Source organism: Bacillus cereus group sp. BfR-BA-01453 (assembly GCF_022662915.1).
Lineage (GTDB): Bacteria > Bacillota > Bacilli > Bacillales > Bacillaceae_G > Bacillus_A > Bacillus_A paranthracis.
The window spans coordinates 420692-442515 of the sequence record NZ_JAKUEN010000004.1; the positions used below are offsets into that span (position 1 = coordinate 420692).

Below are 21824 nucleotides of genomic sequence, written 5' to 3' on the forward strand. Positions count from 1 at the left end.
ACAAAGATAAGCATGAATTACAGCCTTGGAGCATCTTTTTCGTCAAGTTTTGATGGGAAAGACGGTCTAATGATCGTTAAAGAAGAAGAGAGGTAGACGAAAGAAGTCTACAACTAGGGTGGTACCGCGATGAACATCGTCCCTACTGAGCGCTCAGTAGGGACTTTTTTGTACAAAAAAATAGTAAAGGGGCAAGAGAAATGAGATACATTACAGCTGGAGAATCACATGGACCGCAGTTAACAGTTATTTTAGAAGGTGTACCAGCAGGTTTAACGCTGGCGGCGGAACATATTAATAAAGAATTATTAAGAAGACAAAAAGGACACGGACGCGGAAGACGTATGCAAATTGAAACGGATACAGTTGAAATTGTAAGTGGTGTTCGTCATGGGATGACACTTGGCTCACCCATTACGTTAATCGTAAAAAATGATGATTTCAAACATTGGACGAAAGTAATGGGTGCAGATCCAATTTCGGAAAAAGAAAGTAAAGAAATGAAACGTACAATTACGAAACCACGTCCAGGACATGCGGATTTAAACGGGGCAATTAAATACGGTCACCGTGATATAAGAAACGTACTAGAGCGCTCATCTGCAAGAGAAACGACAGTAAGGGTTGCAGCTGGAGCAGTTGCGAAACAAATTTTAAAAGAATTAGGCGTAGAAATTGCAGGGCATGTACTTGAAATCGGTGGAGTAAAAGCAAAACATATTTCAAACTTATCAATTGAAGAAATTCAAACAATTACTGAAAGCTCACCAGTTCGATGTTTAGATAAAACAGTAGAACAAGAGATGATGGATGCGATAGATAACGCTAAAAGTAGTGGAGATTCAATCGGCGGCATTGTTGAAGTCATTGCAGAAGGAATGCCGATTGGCGTTGGTAGTTACGTTCATTACGATCGTAAATTAGATGCAAAACTTGCTGGTGCGATTATGAGTATTAATGCATTTAAAGGTGCTGAAATCGGCGTTGGTTTTGAAGCGGCAAGACAGCCAGGTAGTAAAGTGCATGATGAAATTTTATGGGATGAGGAACAAGGATACACGAGAAAAACGAATAATGCCGGCGGTTTAGAAGGCGGTATGACAACGGGAATGCCAATTGTCGTAAGAGGTGTAATGAAACCAATACCTACATTATACAAACCGTTAGCAAGTGTTGATATTGATACGAAAGAAGCATTCCAAGCGAGTATTGAAAGATCTGATAGCTGTGCAGTACCAGCAGCAGGTGTAGTAGCTGAATCTGTTGTAGCATGGGAACTTGCACATGCACTAGTCGAACAATTCGGAAAAGATCGTATGGAATTAATTCAACAAAACATTACGCAACATAATAAATACGCAAAAGAATTTTAATAAAAAGGTGGTTTTAACATGCAAGTAAAAGATCAACTATTATCATTACAACCATATAAACCAGGTAAATCACCTGAACAAATGAAAGAAGTGTACGGAGATCATTCGTTTGTGAAATTAGCATCGAATGAAAATCCATTCGGCTGTTCGCCACGTGTTTTAGATGAGTTGCAAAAATCGTGGTTGGATCATGCTTTATATCCTGACGGAGGTGCTACAACACTCCGTCAAACAATTGCAAATAAGTTACATGTGCAAATGGAACAAGTACTTTGCGGTAGTGGTTTAGATGAAGTCATTCAAATCATAAGCCGTGCAGTACTTAAAGCAGGAGATAACATCGTAACGGCTGGGGCAACATTCCCGCAGTACCGTCATCATGCAATTATAGAAGGTTGCGAAGTGAAGGAAGTTGCGTTAAATAACGGTGTATACGACTTAGACGAAATTTCTTCAGTAGTAGATAACAATACAAAAATCGTATGGATTTGTAATCCGAATAATCCGACAGGCACATATGTGAATGACCGAAAATTGACTCAATTCATTGAAGGGATTAGTGAAAATACGTTAATTGTCATTGATGAAGCGTACTATGAATACGTAACAGCAAAAGATTTCCCAGAGACATTACCGCTTTTACAAAAACATAAAAACATTCTTGTACTTAGAACGTTTTCTAAAGCGTACGGATTAGCTTCTTTCCGCGTAGGATATGCAATTGGACAGGAAGAGTTAATCGAAAAATTAAATGTCGTACGTTTGCCATTTAACGTATCTTCATTAGCGCAAAAAGCAGCTACGATTGCTTTTGGTGATGAGGAGTTTATTGAGGAAATAGTTCGTGTAAATACAGAGGGATTACAACAATACGAGAGCTTTTGTAAGGAACATGATATTCCATTTTATCCATCGCAAACAAATTTCATCTTCTTGCCAGTTGAGAATGCTGGAGAGATTTATGAAGCTTGTGCACACGCAGGATTTATTATTCGTCCGTTCCCAAATGGCGTCCGTATTACAGTCGGAACAAGGGAGCAAAATGAAGGAGTGATTTCAGTGTTACAACAACACTTTGAAAATAAAAAAAGAAAGTCTCGAGATGAGGCAAATGCGTAAGAAGGTAGTATTAATTGGAACTGGTTTAATCGGAGGCTCTCTCGCATTAGCAATTAAGAAAGAGCACGATGTAACGATAACAGGTTATGATATATTTCAAGAACAAGTAGAACGTGCAAAAGAATTACAAGTAGTAGATGAAATAGCAGTTGATTTACAGCATGCATGTGAAGAGGCACATTTAATTGTTTTTGCTTCTCCAGTTGAAGAAACGAAGAAGTTATTACACAAATTAGCGTCATTTCGGTTACGAGAAGATGTTATCGTAACCGATGTTGGTAGTACGAAAGGGACGATTATGAATGAAGCGGAAGCTTTATTTTCAAAGGAAGTTTCTTTCATTGGTGGACATCCGATGGCGGGTTCTCATAAAACGGGAGTTGAAAGTGCAAAAGCGCATTTATTTGAAAATGCATTTTACATTTTAACACCAATGAATCATGTGCCAAATGAACATGTGGAAGAGTTAAAAGATTGGTTAAAAGGAACAGGGTCACATTTCCTTGTTTTAAATACAGAAGAACATGATTATGTAACAGGGATTGTAAGTCATTTCCCGCATCTTATTGCCGCTGGATTAGTAAAGCAAGTAGAAAAACATGCAGGAGAGAATCCACTCATTCATCAGCTAGCTGCTGGAGGTTTTAAAGATATTACACGCATTGCATCTAGTAGTCCGAAAATGTGGAGTGATATTGTTAAGCAAAATCGAGAGCATTTAATGGTATTATTAAAAGAGTGGATCTCTGAAATGGAAGATTTATATGATACAGTTTCTACCGGAGATGCAGGCGAGATTCAAAACTATTTTGCAGACGCGAAAGAATACCGAGACTCTTTACCAGTACGAAAGAGAGGAGCAATTCCTGCCTATCACGACTTATACGTCGATGTTTTAGATAAAGTAGGGGCATTGGCTCACATTACGAGTATTTTAGCGCGCGAAGAAATTAGTATTACGAACTTGCAAATATTAGAAGCGCGTGAAGGATTGCTTGGGGTATTACGTATTAGCTTCCAGCGAGAAGAAGATCGTATGAAAGCAAAGCTAGTGCTTGGAGAAGAAAAATACCAAACTTATGAAACAATTTAAATGAGAAGGTGAAAACGTGAAGGAAAGAACAATACAACCTGTTAATAACGGATTAAATGGCAACATTACAATTCCAGGAGATAAATCGATTTCTCACCGCGCTGTCATGTTCGGTGCGATTGCAGAAGGAAAAACAACAATTAAAGGTTTCTTGCCCGGTGCAGATTGTTTAAGTACGATTTCTTGTTTTAAAGATATGGGAGTAGACATTGTGCAAAACGGTGATGAAGTCACTGTAGTTGGTAAAGGATTAGAAGGTTTACAAGAACCGAAAGCTGTATTAGATGTTGGTAATTCTGGTACAACTATACGTTTAATGTCAGGAATTTTGGCAAATACACCATTTTTCTCTTGCGTACAAGGTGATGCGTCTATCGCAAAAAGACCGATGAAACGTGTAACAAATCCATTAAAACAAATGGGTGCGAACATTGATGGGCGCGAAGAAGGAACGTTTACACCGCTAACAATACGTGGTGGAGATTTAAAAGCAATTGAATACACTTCGCCGGTAGCAAGCGCACAAGTAAAGTCAGCTATTTTACTTGCAGGGCTTCGTGCAGAAGGTGTAACAGCTGTTACAGAACCACATATTTCACGTGATCATACGGAAAGGATGCTTGAAGCATTTGGCGTTAAAGTGACTCGCGAAGGAAAGACAGTGAAACTAGCAGGTGGACAAAAGTTAACAGCGACAGATGTTCAAGTACCAGGTGACGTATCATCAGCTGCCTTTTTCTTAGTAGCAGGTGCAATTATTCCAAATAGTAAACTAGTATTACAAAATGTAGGCATGAATCCAACACGTACAGGTATTATTGATGTTTTAGAGAAAATGGGTGCTACGTTCACTGTAGAGCCAATTAACGAAGGAGCATCAGAACCAGCTGCAAACATTACAATTGAAACATCTTCATTAAAAGGAATCGAAATCGGCGGAGATATTATCCCAAGATTAATCGATGAAATTCCTGTAATTGCATTAGCGGCAACGCAAGCAGAAGGAATTACAGTTATTAAGGATGCACACGAATTAAAAGTAAAAGAAACGAACCGTATTGATACAGTTGTAGCGGAATTAACGAAACTTGGTGCTCGTATAGAAGCAACTGATGACGGTATGATCATTTACGGAAAATCAGCTCTAAAAGGCAATACAGTAAATAGTTATGGTGATCACCGCATCGGAATGATGCTTGCGATTGCCGGCTGTCTAGCAGAAGGTAAAACAACAATTGAAGACGCAGAAGCAGTAGGTGTATCATACCCTACATTCTTCGAAGAACTTCAAAAGTTAGCTAAATAAAGTGAAACTTTAATCAGTGGGGGGTTCTTCATCCCCCACTGATTATTAGTTGAACCAATCGGACTTTTACGGGCAGTTGATCCCCTACCTAAATTCTTTGCTTTCGCTGAATTTTGAGGTGGGGGTCTTACTGCCCGTTAAAGCGGGATAAAGTAATGAGAAGCAGATACAGGATGTATCTGCTTTTTTATATTGAATTTGTGTCGTTAAGTCATTATAATTTCATTCACCGCACTTTAATATTTTAAATTATGGTACAATTCAAATAAAGGAGGGAGGAGAAACATATGAACGTTATACGATTAAAAGAAGATAAATTTAGAGAAGCACTACGCTTATCAGAATACGCTTTTCAATATAAAGTAGAAGAAGAAAGAATGCAGCAGCAACTTACAAAAATGAAGGAAAGTCATGAAGTATACGGTATTATGGAAGGTAATGACTTAGCTGCAAAACTACACCTTATTCCGTTTCATATATACATAGGAAAAGAAAAATTTAAAATGGGTGGCGTTGCAGGGGTAGCAACGTATCCAGAATACAGAAGAAGCGGATATGTGAAAGAATTACTTCAACATTCACTTCAAACGATGAAAAAAGACGGATATACAGTATCGATGTTACATCCATTTGCTGTTACATTTTACCGTAAATACGGCTGGGAACTTTGTGCGAATCTTCTCGTATGTCATTTGACAAAGAGTGATTTAGTTATGAAAAAACAAGTGAATGGTACTGTGAAACGTTTCAATAAAGAAAATCACCCAGAAGAGGTCGAGAAGCTTTATGAAACATTTGCAGAACGTTTTTCTGGTATGCTTGTTCGCAATGAAAAATGGTGGTTACAGGCTGTTTATGATGACTTAACATTAGCGATTTATTACGATGAAAATAAAACGGCAGCTGGCTATATGTTATATAAAATAGAAAAATCTAAAATGACTGTAGAAGAATTTGTACCACTGCATAATGAAGCACGAAATGGTCTATGGAACTTTATTTGCCAGCATGATTCTATGATTAAAGAACTTGAAATGACAGTAAATGAAAACGAACCGTTGTTATATACATTGCAAGAGCCACGTGTGAAGACAGAAATAAAACCATATTTTATGGGAAGAATTGTAGATGTAGAGCAGTTCTTAAAACAGTATGAGTTAAACTGGAACAATGTACAACAAGAAGTCATTTTACACATTACAGATTCATTTGCACCGTGGAATAATGTATCGGTGAGACTTGTAAATTATGAAATAACAATTATAGAAGAACCAATGGATAAAGGGATCAAGCTAGATATAAATGCACTATCTGCAATATTGCTTGGATACAAACGCCCATTAGAACTAAATGAATTAGAATTAATTAGCGGAAGCGAAGAGGAACTACAAGCGTTTGAGAAAATAGTTCCAGTACGAGATGCATTTATTTATGATTTCTTTTAAAAAATAGGGCTGCTCAAAATCAAATTTTGGGACAGCTTTCTCTTTGGTTGTCAGTTTTTGTCGGTAAGTCGATATATTTTGAAAATCGCTGATATAATTGGAGATGCGCCGATATATTCTGAAAATCGCTGATAAAATTAGACTTGCGCTGATATATTCTAATAATCGCTGATATAAATTTATTCACAAACAAGGGATTAAGAACGCAATGATACTTGCCAAACACTTGACTTTTACTCCATGTAATTTATAATTAAAAACGGAATGAATTTTCATTCCTGAAAATAGAGGTGGAAAAAATGGCTAAAAACAAACAAGAGGATATTTTTGATGCTGCGATGCAACTTTTTGCAGAGCGTGGTTATGATGGTACGACAATTCCAATGATCGCTGAAAAGGCAAAAGTCGGTGCGGGTACTATTTATCGCTATTTTGAAAATAAAGAGGCGCTTGTTAACTCATTATTTTCAAAAAGTATGTTAGAGCTTTCTGAAATGATAAAAACGGATTTTCCTGTTGAAGCAAATATTCGTGAACAGTTTAGTCATACGTACAACCGTTTATTTGAATTTGCGAGAAACAATGTAGATGCTTTTTTATTTACAAATTCTCACTGCGATAGTTATTTTCTTGACGAACAGAGTAAGCAAATATTTGACGATTTTATAGGTTTCTTTATGAATATTATTGAAGATGGAATCGCAAAAGGTTTTCTTCGTCCATTGCCTCCAGTTGCTTTAATTATTATTGTATATCAACCACTTGAAAAATTAACGAAAGTAATTGCAACAGGGCAATTAGAGTACTCAAAAGAATTAGTAAAAGAATTGGAAGAAAGCTCTTGGAACGCTATTAGAATCATTTGATTCTATAGCTTTATAAGGAAAGGAATGAATATTCATTCCGAGAATGATATAAAAAGAAAAACAGAACATGATTAATCTTTACAATTAAAGGAATGAACATTCATTCCGGGAAGGATAGTTTAATAGAATTTATAAAGAAATAATAGAACGATAGGAATGAACGTTCATTCCGAAAGGTGTTTTCAAAACTATAGGAATGAATATTCATTCCGAAACTAACATGAAATTTTAATCACGGGAGATGATGCAAATGAGCAAGCTGAGAAATTGGAGAAGTTTATCTTTTCTATTGTGGATAGTTATTACCATTACAATGATCGTTACGATGCCTAATATGGATAAATTAGTGAAAGAAAAAGGGCACATTACGATTCCTAATACAGAACAAAGTAGTATTGCTGACAAAATGATAAAAGAAATGAATAAAGACGGGACAGAAAAGTATGACATTATAGCGGTTTTTAATAGTGGTAGTAAAACAGCTTTAACGACTGAACAAAAAGAGGAAATAACAAAAACAATCAATGCTTTGCAAAATGAAAAAGAACAATTAGGAATTAAAGAAGTTGTTTCACATTTAGATAATAAAGAATTAGAGAAACAATTCGTTTCTAAAGATAATACGACTATTTTAACGCAAATATCGATAGATAAAAAACATGGTGAAATATCGAAAGTTTCAAATAATCTTCATAATAAAGTGAAAACGAAAGGGGTAAAAACGTACTTAACAGGAAGTGACTTAATCGCGGGTGATTTTCTTACATCTTCTCAAGAGGGAGTGAAAAAGACTGAAGTTATTTCAATTATTTTCATTCTTGTAATATTAATCATTGTATTCCGTTCACCTATTGTTCCCATTGTTTCTCTTCTTACTGTTGGGGTATCATATTTAGTTTCAATGGGGATTATTGCTCATTTAGTAGATCAATTTAATTTTCCATTTTCTAACTTTACACAAGTGTTTGTAGTTGTTGTCCTGTTTGGGGTTGGAACAGACTATAACATTTTATTATTTACGAGATTTAAAGAAGAATTAAGTAAACAAGAAAACGCATTTTTGGCTACGAAAGAAACATTTAAATCGGCAGGGAAAACCGTTTTATATAGCGGGATAGCAGTACTAATTGGTTTTGCATCTCTTGCTTTAGCGAGTTTTAAATTATATCAATCTACTTCAGCGGTAGCAATTGGTGTCGCAGTTTTATTACTAGTATTAACTACGTTAAATCCGTTTTTCATGGTGCTTTTAGGAAAAGGGATGTTTTATCCCGTTAAAACATTTAAAGGTCATGAAGACAGTCGTCTATGGGGATTCTTTGCGAAAAACTCAGTAGTGAGACCATTTGTAGCTTTAATTATTGTATTCGTGATATCGATTCCTTTCATATTAAAGTATTCTAATACACTTAATTACAACGATTTATTTGAAGTAGACAATAAATATGAGTCGAAAATGGGGATTAACGTAATAGAAGAACATTTTCCACCTGGTTTTTCTTCACCAAGTACGTTAGTCATTCAATCGAATAACAAGTTAGATGAGGCGAGTTCGCTTCAAACTTTAGATGAACTAACTGATAAGATTTTGAAAGTGAAAGGTGTTTCAGAAGTATATTCACCGACACGTCCAACTGGTGATAGGATTAAAGAACTATATATAAATAAACAAGCGGGTGAACTAAATACAGGTTTAGGAGATGCCAATGGTGGTATAAAGGAAATTAATGATGGATTAACTACTGCGAAAGATAAGATGGGTAATAAGGACTCAAATAGTCTTGCAAACGTTCAAAAGTTAATTGATGGAACAAATGAAGCGAAAAATAGTGTATCGGCATTAGGAACAGCTTTAAATCAACTATCAAATGGCATAAATGACGGAGCAAAAGGTGCGCAGCAAATTGAGAGTGGGTTAACTTCAGTAAATGAAAATATAAGTGTATTATCTCATGCAACTTCACAACTTCATGCTGGCTATACGCAGTTAGAAAAAGGTTTAAGTTCTTACGAGCAATACTTCGGAAGTATTTCTCAAGCGATTGATGGTGCGAAGAAAGGTTATGAACAAATTGAAATGTTAATGACCAATTTTATTCAAACGAAACCAGAATTAGCAAATGATCCTAACATTCTGCAGACGATAGGAATTGCTAAAGAGGCTCAAAAGCAATTAGGTGGGCTTTCAAATGAATTAAATCAATTAGCAACGCAGCATAAAGCTGCAATGGGCTCATTTAAAGAAGCAAATCAGTCGTTATTGAAAGTGGATAACGGCTTAAAAGAAATGAGCAATGGAGTTACTAAGTTACAAAAAGGAGCAGCTGATCTTAAAAATGGATTAAATGAAGGAGCAACAGGTTCAAAACAAATTGCAAACAAGTCATCTGAGTTACAAACCGGATTAACGAAAATAAACGATGGGCAAGGTCAGCTATTAACCGGACTGAAAGACTTGCAAGAACAGATGGGACAATTACAATCAGGACTATCTAAAAGTACAGAAGGCCTTGAAAAGGTAAGTAACGGCCTAGGGGATGCTCAGAAATATTTAGGAGAACTAAATGAATCAAAAAGCTCTGAGAAATTTTATATTCCAAAAGAAGTTTTGGAGGGAGAAGATTTCCAAAAAGCTTTGAATACGTACATGTCACATGATAGAAAGACTGCTAAAATGACAATCATTTTAGACGTAAATCCGTATTCAAAAGAAGCGATGCCAGTTATTGAAGAAATTAATAAAACGATAGACGGTACGTTAAATGGTACAGAATTAAAATCAGCGAAAAAAGCAATCGGAGGTACAACAGCTAGAAACGTTGATCTAAAAGAAGTAACAGGTCAAGATTTCTTACGTACAGCTACAATTATGTTAATTGGAATTGCGATCGTACTAATCGTCATTACACGTTCATTATTAAACACCATCTTTATTATTGGATCGTTACTATTAGCGTACTTTGCATCATTAGGGATAAGTGAACAAATTAGTACGCATGTTTTACATGTAGATTCATTAAGCTGGAATGTTCCGTTCTTTAGTTTCATAATGATAGTCGCTTTAGGAGTGGATTATAGTATTTTTGTAATGATGAGATACAATGAGTTAGAAGGGGACCCAGCGACGAAAATTGTAACTGCTTCTCGTCATATTGGAGGAGTCGTATTATCAGCAGCACTAATTTTAGGTGGTACATTTGCTGCATTGATCCCTTCAGGTGTATTAACGCTTATACAAGTAGCATCCGTTGTTGGTGTTGCACTGTTACTATTAGCTATTATTGTAATGCCAATATTGTTACCTGCTTTAATAGGGGTAACGAGTAAAATGAAGGATTATGCAAAGAAATTAAGTGAAAGGAAATAAAAGAATCCACTTTTAAAAGTAACTGGTTCCGTTATAGGATAGAAAATATAAAATAACACACAAATTAGGGATGCAAAGTCACATATGATTTTGCATCCTTTTTTACTGTTATTATAGTGTTTAAGCACGTATATATAGTTAAATTGCACGGGAAGAGAAAAAGAAAACAGTAAAAAACACTAGCGCAACGATTGGGGATTCCTGACAAAGTATTTGATTTAAAAGATATAATTTACTTTAGATAGTTCACTCTGGTGGACTATCTTTTTTAAAAGGTAAATGGAAAGTTTATGTTAAAATAATGATAGAGATTGTGAAAAAATGTTCTTAAGTTAACAATCAGGCTAATTTAAGAAGGATTTTTTAAAGGAAATGTTGAATATCGTGTTTTGAAGGAGTGATTGCAGTGGAGTAAGTAATTTTTTTAATCTTGGTTAAATACTTTGAGGGAAGGGATTTATAGCTATGAATACAAAACTAATAATAGTAGAAGGTTTACCTGGATTCGGAAAATCGACCACTGCAAAGCTAATAAATGAAATTCTAAACCAAAATAAAATTGAAGTTGAACTATTTTTAGAAGGGAATTTGAACCACCCCGCCGACTATGATGGTGTATCTTGTTTTAATAAATTTGAATTCGATAGATTAGTATCTAACAGTGGAGATTTTAAAGAAGTTCTTCTTAAAAGAGTTTTAAAAAAAGGAAGCAATTATTTATTACCATACAGAAAGATAAAAAATGAGTTTGGTGACCAGCTTTCGGACGAATTATGTAACGATATTTCAAGAAACGATATATATGAATTGCCATTTGATAAAAATGTTGAATTAATTACTGACAAATGGCATGATTTTGCTGAAATTGCTCTAGAAGATGATAAGGTTTATATTTTTGAATGTTGTTTCATACAAAATCCATTAACGATTGGGATGATTAAATACGGTGAACAAAAAGAAAAAATAATAAATTATGTAATGAAAGTTGCAAAAATCATAGAGAATCTAAATCCAATGTTATTCTATGTAGAACAAGATGATCTTGAATTTTCATTTAGGAAGGCATTAAAAGAAAGAAATCCAGAATGGTCCACAGGAATTGTCGACTATTACACGAATCAGGGCTATGGGAAAGAACATAACCATTCAGGGGTAGAAGGAGCGATAAAAGTTCTTGAAGCTAGAAGGAATTTAGAGTTAGAAATATTCGATATGTTAAAAATGAAAAAAGAAAAAATCAATAATACAAAATATGAAATTGACTCATATAGATCAATGTTAAAAGATAAATTAACAATACAAATGGTGAAATAGCTTTTTACACTAACTGGTGCTTTAGTTGGAGAAAGAAATAAAAACGCTCAGAATATTTTCTGAGCGTTTTAGTTTGCTATTTATAATGCGAAATGCATACAAATTATTGTATTATTTCAATTGATAAACATAATGCTCCAATTATAAATGTTTTTTCAAAATGAATCCTCTTTAAAACGTGTATGTAACTTTAATATAATTAAAAACAAAGGTTTTATTCGAGTTTGGAAAGAAAGGAATAGCAATCAACCGTTGCTATTCATCCAGCTTCTACTATATAATAGCTATAGTCTACAATAATTGAGTCGTAATATGCGATTTTTTAAGACAATCGGTGAGAAAACGCTGAAATAAGCGGTATTAGTAGGAGGACACAAATGATTACAGTAAGTAACGTTAGTTTGCGTTTCGCGGATCGCAAATTGTTTGAAGATGTTAACATAAAATTCACGCCAGGTAACTGCTACGGTTTAATCGGAGCAAACGGTGCTGGTAAATCAACATTTCTAAAGATTTTATCTGGAGAAATCGAACCATCAACAGGTGACATACATATTACGCCAGGCGAGCGTCTAGCAGTATTAAAACAGAACCACTTTGAATATGAAGAGTTTCCGGTATTAGAAACTGTAATTATGGGTCATACTCGTCTTTACAAAGTAATGCAAGAGAAAAATGCCATTTACATGAAAGAAGACTTTAGTGATGAAGATGGTATGCGTGCTGCAGAACTTGAAGGTGAGTTTGCTGAGCTGAACGGTTGGGAAGCTGAGTCAGAAGCTGCAATCCTTCTTAAAGGTTTAGGTATTGGTGAAGACCTTCATGATAAGAAAATGTCTGAGTTAACTGGTGCAGAGAAAGTAAAAGTATTACTTGCTCAAGCTTTATTCGGTCAACCTGATATTCTATTACTAGATGAGCCTACCAACCACTTGGACTTAAAAGCGATTCAATGGTTAGAAAACTTCTTAATGAACTTTGAAAATACAGTTATCGTTGTATCCCATGACCGTCACTTCTTAAATAAAGTATGTACGCACATGGCTGATCTTGATTTCGGTAAAATTCAACTTTATGTTGGTAACTATGACTTCTGGTATGAGTCAAGCCAATTAGCTTTAAAATTAACACAAGATGCTAATAAGAAAAAAGAAGAGAAAGTAAAAGAGTTACAGAACTTCATTGCGCGCTTTAGCTCAAACGCATCTAAAGCGAAACAAGCAACTTCTCGTAAAAAATTATTAGATAAAATTACATTAGATGATATTAAGCCATCATCTCGTCGTTACCCATTCGTTGGCTTCACACCAGAACGTGAAGTAGGAAATGACTTATTAACTGTTGAAGGTCTTTCTAAAACAATTGATGGTGAAAAAGTGTTAGATAATGTGTACTTCACTTTAAATAAAGGTGATAAAGTTGCATTTATCGGTCGTAACGATATTGCGATGACGACATTATTTAAAATCCTTATGGGTGAAATGGAGCCAGATAGTGGTTCATTCAAATGGGGCGTTACAACATCCCAATCGTACTTCCCAAGAGATAACTCTAAATACTTTGAGAACAGTGACTACAACTTAGTTGAATGGTTACGTCAATTCTCTCCACAAGATGAGTCAGAAAGTTTCTTACGTGGTTTCTTAGGCCGTATGTTATTCTCAGGTGAAGAAGTTAAGAAGAACGTTTCTGTATTATCAGGAGGCGAAAAAGTTCGTTGTATGTTATCTAAAATGATGTTAAGTGGTGCAAACGTAATTACACTTGACGACCCAACGAACCACTTAGACCTTGAGTCTATCACTGCATTAAACAACGGTTTAATCGCATTTAAAGGTACAATTTTATTCACATCACATGACCATCAGTTCGTACAAACAATTGCAAACCGCATTATCGAAGTAACGCCAAACGGTGTAATCGATAAAGAGGCTACTTACGATGAGTTCTTAGAAAATGAAGAACTTCAAAAACAAGTAGATGCAATGTACAAAGGTCAATAATAAATGATGAAAACCTCGCTCTTGTTTTGAGAGCGAGGTTTTTTTATAATCAATGATTTTATGTGTTATGAATAATTATACAAGGATAACTTTAGAGATGAAATTGATATTTTAATATTTCATATTGAGAAATGGCTGCAGCATGAATAAAGTTGAAATATATGAAAGGATGTAATATACACCGAAAAAAACTAATGCTATCTATTGTGAATTTAATTATATTACATTAATGTTCCAGAACTGGAGACATATTTATTTGCGAAGTAGGGAATAAAGGTATATAGTATGTGATGTCATAATTAGTGGATGAATCTTGGGAGAAAACAGAAAATGTTACAAATTTATTTTGTTAAATAGAAACCAAGGTCAAAATGTATAGAAAGAAATAGTTGAATAAATACTAGCTTCAAATTATAATTACTAGTATTCTTCATATAGTTAAATAAATAGAATCTATTTGAAGATAAAAAATTGAATAGAGAGACAGACTTATAAAAAATAAGCCTTGGATGATCAAAAGAGGTGGAGAAATGAAACAATTCTTATTAAAGAGCAAAAGCGTGCTAAGCAATCATTTTGGATTCTTTCTGTTTGCCGTTATTTTATTTTGGCTCAAAACATATGCGGCTTATGTAACAGAATTTAATTTAGGTATTTCAAATACAATCCAAAAATTCTTGCTGTTTTTCAACCCGCTTAGTTCAGCAGTGCTATTTTTAGGACTTGCATTATTTGCAAAAGGGAAACGATCTTATATTTGGTTAATTGTTATCAACTTGTTATTGTCGATTCTTTTATATGCAAACGTCGTATACTATCGCTTTTTCAGTGACTTTATTACGTTCCCGACGTTGACACAAACGAATAACTTTGGAGATTTAGGTGGTAGTATTGTTGCGTTGTTACATCTTTATGATCCGCTATACTTCTTAGATACAATTATTTTAATTGTGTTAGTTGCAACGAAATTTGCAAATCCAAAACCAATTCGTGTTGCGAAGCATAAAGTATCACTAGTATTTGTAGCAGGGATTTTATTATTCAGTGTTAACTTAGGACTTGCAGAATCTGACCGTCCTGAATTATTAACAAGAACGTTTGACCGGAATTATATTGTGAAATATTTAGGGGCGTATAACTACACAATTTATGATGGAATCCAAAGTGCGAAAGCATCAACGGAAAGAGCGTTAGCTGATGGAGATAATATGACAGAAGTAAGAAATTATTTAACATCAACTTATGCTAGTCCGAATCCTGAGTATTTCGGTAAAGGTAAGGGAATGAACGTAATTTATATTCATTTAGAGTCATTCCAAAACTTCTTAATTGATTATAAATTAAACGGTCAAGAAGTTACGCCGTTCTTAAACTCATTTACAAAAGATGCGAATACGCTTTATTTTGATAACTTCTTCCATCAAACAGGACAAGGGAAAACATCTGATGCGGAGTTTATGTTAGAGAATTCTATGTTTGGGTTACCACAAGGGTCTGTATTTACAACGAAATCTCATAATACGTATCAATCAGCACCAGCAATTTTAGGACAACAAGGATACACATCAGCTGTATTCCATGGTAACTATAAAACATTTTGGAACCGTGACGATATTTATAAATCATTTGGTTTTAATAAATTCTTTGATGCTTCATACTATGATATGAACGAAAAAGATGTAGTAAACTATGGATTAAAAGATAAACCATTCTTTAATGAATCCATTCCTTTATTAGAAACATTGAAACAACCGTTCTATACGAAGTTTATTACGTTATCGAATCACTTCCCGTATCCGATTGATAAAGAGGAAGCGACAATTGAACCAGCAAACACAGGTGACTCGTCTGTAGATACGTATTTCCAAACAGCACGTTATTTAGACGAATCTGTAAAAGGTTTCATCGATTACTTGAAACAATCTGGTTTATACGATAATTCTATTATCGTTATGTACGGAGACCATTACGGTATTTCAGATAATCATAATGCAGCAATGTCAAAAGTAATGGGTAAAGAAATTAACTCATTTGAAAATGCACAGTTACAACGTGTACCATTTATCGTTCGTGTACCAGGTGTGAAAGGTGGCGTACAACATCAATATGGTGGTGAAATTGATGTTCTTCCAACTCTTTTACACTTACTAGGAACAGATACAAAAAATTATGTTCAATTTGGTTCAGATTTATTATCACCAGATCATAAACAAGTTGTTGCGTTCCGTAACGGCAACTTCGTAAGCCCAACAGTTACTGCATTAAACGGCAAATACTATGATACAACGACTGGAAAACCAGTAGAATTTACAGATGAAATAAAACAAAATGAACAAATGGTTCAAAACTCGTTAAAATACTCTGACCAAGTCGTAAATGGTGACTTATTACGATTCTACACACCGGAAGGATTTACACCGATAGATCGTTCGAAGTATAACTATAACAATCGTGATAAAAACAAAACGAAAGTAAAAACGACTCCGGAAGGGGAAGCTAAATAAATAACAAAAGGCACTATTCCTATGAATAGTGCCTTTTGTTTGTAAATAAAACATCATCATGAGATAGAACCATCTGTTGCTTTCTGTTTTGCCTTTCCGAAGAAAACTACACCGGCAATGATGATAATGATGAATGCCCATTTTATGAAAGGATTACTTTCGAAAAATGCAGCGAACCATTTCTCGTCTACAATCATTTTCGCAGCGGTATAAGCTAAAACAGCTGCTCCAATCGTAATGATGATAGGATAACGGTCAACCCATTTTAAAATTAATGTACTGCCCCAAACTACTACTGGAATTGAAACTAATAGCCCGATGATTACTAAAGAAAAGTTGCCATGCGCAGCTCCAGCAACAGCGAGAACGTTATCAATTCCCATCAATGCATCAGCAATGATAATGGTTTTAATAGCAGACCAGAAACCTTCTTCTGCCTTAATATCGTGATCTTTGCCTTCAGCAATTAATTTGTAAGCGATCCATATAAGGAGTGCACCACCAATTAGAAGTAGCCCTGGTATTTTTAACAACCAAACGACAACTAAGGTAGCAAGGGCTCTAATCGCGATTGCCCCGATAGTTCCCCATATAATAACTTTCTTTTGCTGATCTTTCGGTAATCGCCTTGCTGCTAATCCAATTACAATGGCATTATCACCGGCTAACACTAAATCAATTACAATGATGGCAAGTAGGGCGGACAAATATTCGGCTGAAAGAAAATCCATATACACATCACTCCTTAAGAGTAATATGTGCTAAGCTACTATACAGTATTAAAAATTCTGAGGGTAATATTCATGTTTTATTGAAAAGGAACATGAAGGGGAATAATAGCATTAAACATAAGCGTAAGAAATTTTCAAAGCACAATCTTTGCACTACAGAGAAACAAAAATTTGGACTTATATTTAGAAGCAATAATAGATATTATATTAATAGAAAGCGATTTCAAAAAATCTAATTTTGCAAAGTTAGTATCTATACTTGCAAGTCAATTAGTGAACAAGTATAGAAAGGGTGTACACCAAATATGATATTAGATACTCGAAGTATAAATATTTTGCAACAAATTATTCAAGCAGAGGATTATGTGTCTATAAATCAATTAATTGATGTGATTCAAGTTTCCAAACGAACGCTTTATTACGATATTAAGAAAATTGACGATTGGTTACAAGAGGAAGGATTACATTCTATTGAATATATACGACACTTAGGTTATTGCTTAAATAAAGAAACGAAACAAATGATAGTAAAGAAATTAAATGAGTGTATGAATAATCAATATGAATATTCTCCGAAAGAAAGAAAAATATGGTTAATATTATATTTACTAATACAGGAAAAAAGAATTTTATTGAAAGACTTAATAAACCTTTTGCAGGTAAGTCGTAATACTGTACTTGCAGATTTGAAAAAGCTAAAAGTAGAGTTGAATAAGTATAATTTATCTTTACATTCTTTTCGTAAGGAAGGCTATCAAATTGTTGGAAATGAACAGAGTAAACGAAATTTATTAATTTTAAGCCTCTCTCAAATTATTTCTCAAAATGGCTGGGAGTATTTAATATCACAAGTGAATTATATTATGAGTGATATGGGAAGTGAAACAGATACACTTGCAAGAGAAACATTGTATATTATAAAAAAAATTCTTGCGAATTGTGAAGAGTTTTTAGGTGTCCAATATACAGATGAGGTACTAGAAAATTTAAGCGTTTACATGTATTTGTTCCATAGACGTATTCTAAAAGGTAAGTGCGTCGAGATGGAAGAAGCTGAAAAAAATGTTCTGAAAGATTCAAAGCAATTTGAAGCTGCGAAATATATAGCAAAGCAGTTTGAACGAGCGTTTGTTGTCAAATTTCCAATAGATGAAATCTATTATATTACGACTCATTTGCTAGGTGCAAAAGTAAATTATCAGGAAAATGCTTATGAGAAAAATAACATGGATGAAATACATTCAATTGTTGACTGTATGATTAAAGATTTTCAACACTATGCTTGTGTGTTATTTCAAGACTTTAATGGGTTGTTTACAGATCTATATTTGCATATGAAACCTGCATTTTATCGTGTGAAGTATGGAATAGAAATTGAAAACCCATTACGAAATACAATTCAAGAAAATTATGAAGAGGTATATTTTCTTACGAAAAAGGTAATTCATCATTTTGAAGAATATGTGAGAAAATCTGTTTCCGATGATGAAATTGCGTATGTTACTATGCATTTTGGAGCTTGGATGAGGAAAGAGGGAATCGTTCCCAATCCACGAAAAACAGCATTACTTGTTTGTCCAAATGGCATTGGCACATCACGTATGTTGCAGTATCAACTAGAGAAGTTATTTTCAAACATAGATATATTAAATGCAATTTCAAAACGGGAATATGAATCAAATACATTTGATGTAGATTGTATAATTACGACTACTGAAATTGAAAAAGGGAATGTGCCGGTTTTTAAGGTGAACCCAATTTTATCGGATTCTGAAAAAGCAGCTCTATTAAGAAAAGTAAATGGAGTATTGTATGGAGAGAATCAAAAAGATTCTGTGGATTTAGTGATGGGGATAATTCAAAAATATGCTGACGTAGTGGATGAAGAATCTTTAAAAAGAGAACTGATTGAATTTATGAGTGGTCCGGCGTATTTTGAGAAGGAGGAGAAGTATAAACCAATGTTAAACGAACTTTTAACTAGAGAATTTATTCAGCTTGAAGATCGTGTTGATAATTGGAAAGATGCGATAAGATTAGCGGCTGATCCGTTATTACAAAATCAATACATCTTTAAAGAATATATCAATGAAATGATTGTAAATGTAGAAAAATTAGGTCCTTATATTGTTATTGCACCTAAAATTGCAATACCTCATGCTCGCCCGGAAGCAGGGGTCAAAAAATTGGGGATGAGTTTATTACAACTAAAAGAAAGTGTTCTATTTTCAGAAAAACAAGAGCATGCTGCATATTTAATTATTGTATTGGCAGCGATTGATAATGAGACACACTTGAAAGCATTAGCACAATTAAGTGAGATGTTATCGGATCCGAAAAATGTGGAAATGTTAATTCATTCAAATTCAATAGATGAAATGCTAAAAATGATAGCTAAATATTCTAATTAAAGGGGAGATTAAAATGAAAAAAGTATTAGTTGTATGTGGAAATGGATTAGGAAGTAGTTTTATTGTAGAAATGAATGTGAAGAAAATTTTAAGTGAATTAGGATTACAAGCAGAAGTATCACACACAGATTTAGCATCAAGTAAATCAGAACAAGCAGATCTATATTTAGGTTCGAAGGATATTATTTGTAACCTTGAAGATGGTAATCGAACAGTTGCTGGATTAACGAATATTTTAGATTTAAATGAAATTAGAGAAGCATTACAAAAACACCTAATGTAGTAACAATGAAGGGGGAGTAGTGCTATGTTTGATATAATTATGAAGGATATTTTAGGACAACCCGCAATATTAGTCGGATTATTTGCTATGTGTGGTTTACTACTGCAAAAGAAAAATTTTGCTGATACGGTTTCAGGGACTTTAAAAACAATTATGGGCTTCGTAGTTTTAGGAGGCGGAGCCACTATATTAATAGGAGCTTTAGATGTTTTTGGTAAAATATTTGATAAAGCATTCCATATTAAAGGGATTATACCAAATAATGAAGCTGTAGTTGCAATAGCACAGCAAACATTAGGAAAAGAAACAGCGTTAATTATGGTATTTGGTATGATTGTGAATTTACTAATTGCACGTTTTACAAAATTTAAATATGTGTTTTTAACTGGTCATCATACATTATTCATGGCATGTTTAATTTCAGCGGTATTTTCAACTACCGGAATGAAAGGTGCTACATTAGTTACTGTTGGATCAATCATTTTAGGGTCACTCATGGTGATTTTTCCAGCATTATTACAACCATATGTTAGAAAAATTACAGGAATGGATGATATCGCAATCGGTCATTTTGGATCAGTTGGATACTTAGCGGCAGGGTTTGTTGGGAGTAAATTTGGAAATAAGGATAAATCAACAGAACAAATTAAAGTACCTAAGTCACTAGGGTTTTTACGTGATACATCAGTTTCTATGTCATTAACGATGGCTGTATTATTCTTTATTGTTGCACCATTTGCGGGTAAGGAGTTTATCGAAACGGAATTAAGTAACGGACAAAATTATTTTGTGTATTCTTTTATGCAAGCAATTACATTTGCAGCAGGAGTATATATTATTTTAGCGGGTGTCCGCATGTTAATTGCAGAAATAGTACCTGCATTTAAAGGGATTGCAGATAAACTTGTACCAAATGCAAAACCAGCGTTAGATTGTCCAACAATCTTCCCATTTGCACCAAATGCAGTTATTATTGGCTTTTTAACAAGTTTTATCGCTGGATTACTTTCCATGTTTATACTTCCATTTATCGGTTTAAGTGTAATAGTGCCAGGGTTAATTCCTCACTTCTTCACAGGAGCAACAGCAGCTGTATTCGGTAATGCAACTGGAGGAAGACGAGGAGCAATACTAGGAGCTTTTGTAAATGGATTACTAATTTCATTCCTACCAGCAATATTATTACCTATATTAGGTGGATTAGGATTTGAGAATACAACATTTGGTGATTCTGATTTTGCAGTTGTAGGTATTTTAATTAGTGAAATTGTGAAGTTAGTAGGATATATTTTTTAATAGATAAGATGAAAAAGACTTGGATCCTTGTAAGGAATGCAAGTCTTTTTTATTATTTTATTAATGAATTTAAAAATTATGATAAAATAATTTGAAAAGCATTATTAAATATTAATTGGATAGTCTCTATACTTGAATAATAAGGAGGTAATTTATGATTTTTTTAAATGAAATTGTATCATTACATTTAGAAGCTGTAAAATACGAGTTTAACAATGCATTTGATACATTTGATCGTAATTGGCTAATAATAAAAGTGAAACTTTCAGAGGGAAATAAAGTTTTTGAAACGATGGATCCTTTTTTACAAACTAGCGAATTACAACACATGAAAGAATGGTTTCAGACATTACCGAATCCTACGTATACCCGACTAGACTTCATAGAACCTAATCTGTCGTTTGAATTTATAGGAGAAAAAGGAGAGATATTTCAAATTATAGTTCGTTTATCTATAGAACTAAATCCTTCATGGTGTAAAGAAGAAGAGTACGAATTTTGTATTACTATTACGCAAGAGGATAGAAAAAATATTATTCTTTTGATTGAAGAACAACAAATAAAATTTCCAAAACGATAAAAAAGACTTGATATCCTAAAGGTGAACTGTACCCCGAATCATGGACACTAAAAAAAAGCCCCATGATTCGGGGTTTTTGTGTATTTTTATCAAAAAACCTCGTTATAATGGAATCAACGATAGAAATGAGGTA

At 34.0% G+C, this 21824-nt stretch carries 15 protein-coding genes and 1 other annotated feature (1 of these 16 cut by a window edge); of the genes, 14 read left to right on the forward strand and 1 reads right to left on the reverse strand.

Annotated elements, in window-relative coordinates:
- Nucleotides 1-147, forward strand: a binding site (T-box leader); it begins 73 nt to the left of the window's first position.
- A gap of 53 nt (nucleotides 148-200) precedes the next feature.
- From aroC to ltaS, 10 genes are all read left to right on the forward strand, one after another.
- Nucleotides 201-1373: a chorismate synthase gene (gene aroC, locus MR070_RS12190; protein WP_001269401.1), complete on the forward strand. Its 1173-nt coding sequence runs from the start codon at nucleotides 201-203 to the stop codon at nucleotides 1371-1373.
- Between the two features lie 18 nt (nucleotides 1374-1391).
- A complete protein-coding gene (gene hisC / locus MR070_RS12195) occupies nucleotides 1392-2492 on the forward strand; it encodes a histidinol-phosphate transaminase (protein WP_139895311.1) in 1101 nt (366 codons plus the stop codon).
- A complete protein-coding gene (gene tyrA, locus MR070_RS12200) occupies nucleotides 2485-3585 on the forward strand; it encodes a prephenate dehydrogenase (protein WP_242261399.1) in 1101 nt (366 codons plus the stop codon). The genes hisC and tyrA overlap by 8 nt, the downstream gene beginning before the upstream one ends.
- Nucleotides 3586-3601: 16 nt before the next feature.
- Nucleotides 3602-4891, forward strand: coding sequence for a 3-phosphoshikimate 1-carboxyvinyltransferase (aroA, locus tag MR070_RS12205; RefSeq protein ID WP_242261400.1), 1290 nt, complete (start codon nucleotides 3602-3604; stop codon nucleotides 4889-4891).
- A gap of 287 nt (nucleotides 4892-5178) precedes the next feature.
- Nucleotides 5179-6336: a GNAT family N-acetyltransferase gene (locus MR070_RS12210; protein WP_242261401.1), complete on the forward strand. Its 1158-nt coding sequence runs from the start codon at nucleotides 5179-5181 to the stop codon at nucleotides 6334-6336.
- A gap of 299 nt (nucleotides 6337-6635) precedes the next feature.
- Nucleotides 6636-7202, forward strand: coding sequence for a TetR/AcrR family transcriptional regulator (locus MR070_RS12215; RefSeq protein WP_001107302.1), 567 nt, complete (start codon nucleotides 6636-6638; stop codon nucleotides 7200-7202).
- A gap of 250 nt (nucleotides 7203-7452) precedes the next feature.
- Entirely contained in the window at nucleotides 7453-10569 is a 3117-nt protein-coding gene (locus MR070_RS12220; RefSeq protein WP_242261402.1) for an MMPL family transporter, read from the forward strand.
- 465 nt (nucleotides 10570-11034) lie between these two features.
- On the forward strand, nucleotides 11035-11883 hold the full coding sequence (locus tag MR070_RS12225) for a P-loop NTPase family protein (protein ID WP_070806305.1): 849 nt from the start codon (nucleotides 11035-11037) through the stop codon (nucleotides 11881-11883).
- A gap of 377 nt (nucleotides 11884-12260) precedes the next feature.
- Entirely contained in the window at nucleotides 12261-13886 is a 1626-nt protein-coding gene (locus MR070_RS12230) for an ABC-F family ATP-binding cassette domain-containing protein (RefSeq protein WP_000633868.1), read from the forward strand.
- Between the two features lie 530 nt (nucleotides 13887-14416).
- A complete protein-coding gene (ltaS, locus tag MR070_RS12235; RefSeq protein WP_000808752.1) occupies nucleotides 14417-16390 on the forward strand; it encodes a lipoteichoic acid synthase in 1974 nt (657 codons plus the stop codon).
- A gap of 56 nt (nucleotides 16391-16446) precedes the next feature.
- Here the strand turns inward: ltaS and MR070_RS12240 are convergent, their stop codons facing one another.
- Nucleotides 16447-17121: a TerC family protein gene (locus MR070_RS12240; RefSeq protein ID WP_000346926.1), complete on the reverse strand. Its 675-nt coding sequence runs from the start codon at nucleotides 17119-17121 to the stop codon at nucleotides 16447-16449.
- Nucleotides 17122-17426: 305 nt separating this feature from the next.
- On the opposite strand from MR070_RS12240, the gene MR070_RS12245 reads away from it, so the two are divergent.
- The 4 genes from MR070_RS12245 (at nucleotide 17427) to MR070_RS12260 (ending at nucleotide 21691) form a co-directional block, all read left to right on the forward strand.
- Nucleotides 17427-19532: a BglG family transcription antiterminator gene (locus MR070_RS12245; protein WP_242261403.1), complete on the forward strand. Its 2106-nt coding sequence runs from the start codon at nucleotides 17427-17429 to the stop codon at nucleotides 19530-19532.
- Nucleotides 19533-19545: 13 nt separating this feature from the next.
- Complete coding sequence (locus tag MR070_RS12250) at nucleotides 19546-19815, forward strand: PTS sugar transporter subunit IIB (protein ID WP_000757318.1); 270 nt, start codon at nucleotides 19546-19548, stop codon at nucleotides 19813-19815.
- A gap of 24 nt (nucleotides 19816-19839) precedes the next feature.
- A complete protein-coding gene (locus MR070_RS12255) occupies nucleotides 19840-21111 on the forward strand; it encodes a PTS ascorbate transporter subunit IIC (RefSeq protein WP_242261404.1) in 1272 nt (423 codons plus the stop codon).
- A 154-nt stretch (nucleotides 21112-21265) separates the two neighbouring features.
- On the forward strand, nucleotides 21266-21691 hold the full coding sequence (locus MR070_RS12260) for a WapI family immunity protein (protein WP_242261405.1): 426 nt from the start codon (nucleotides 21266-21268) through the stop codon (nucleotides 21689-21691).
- Nucleotides 21692-21824 lie beyond the last annotated feature (133 nt).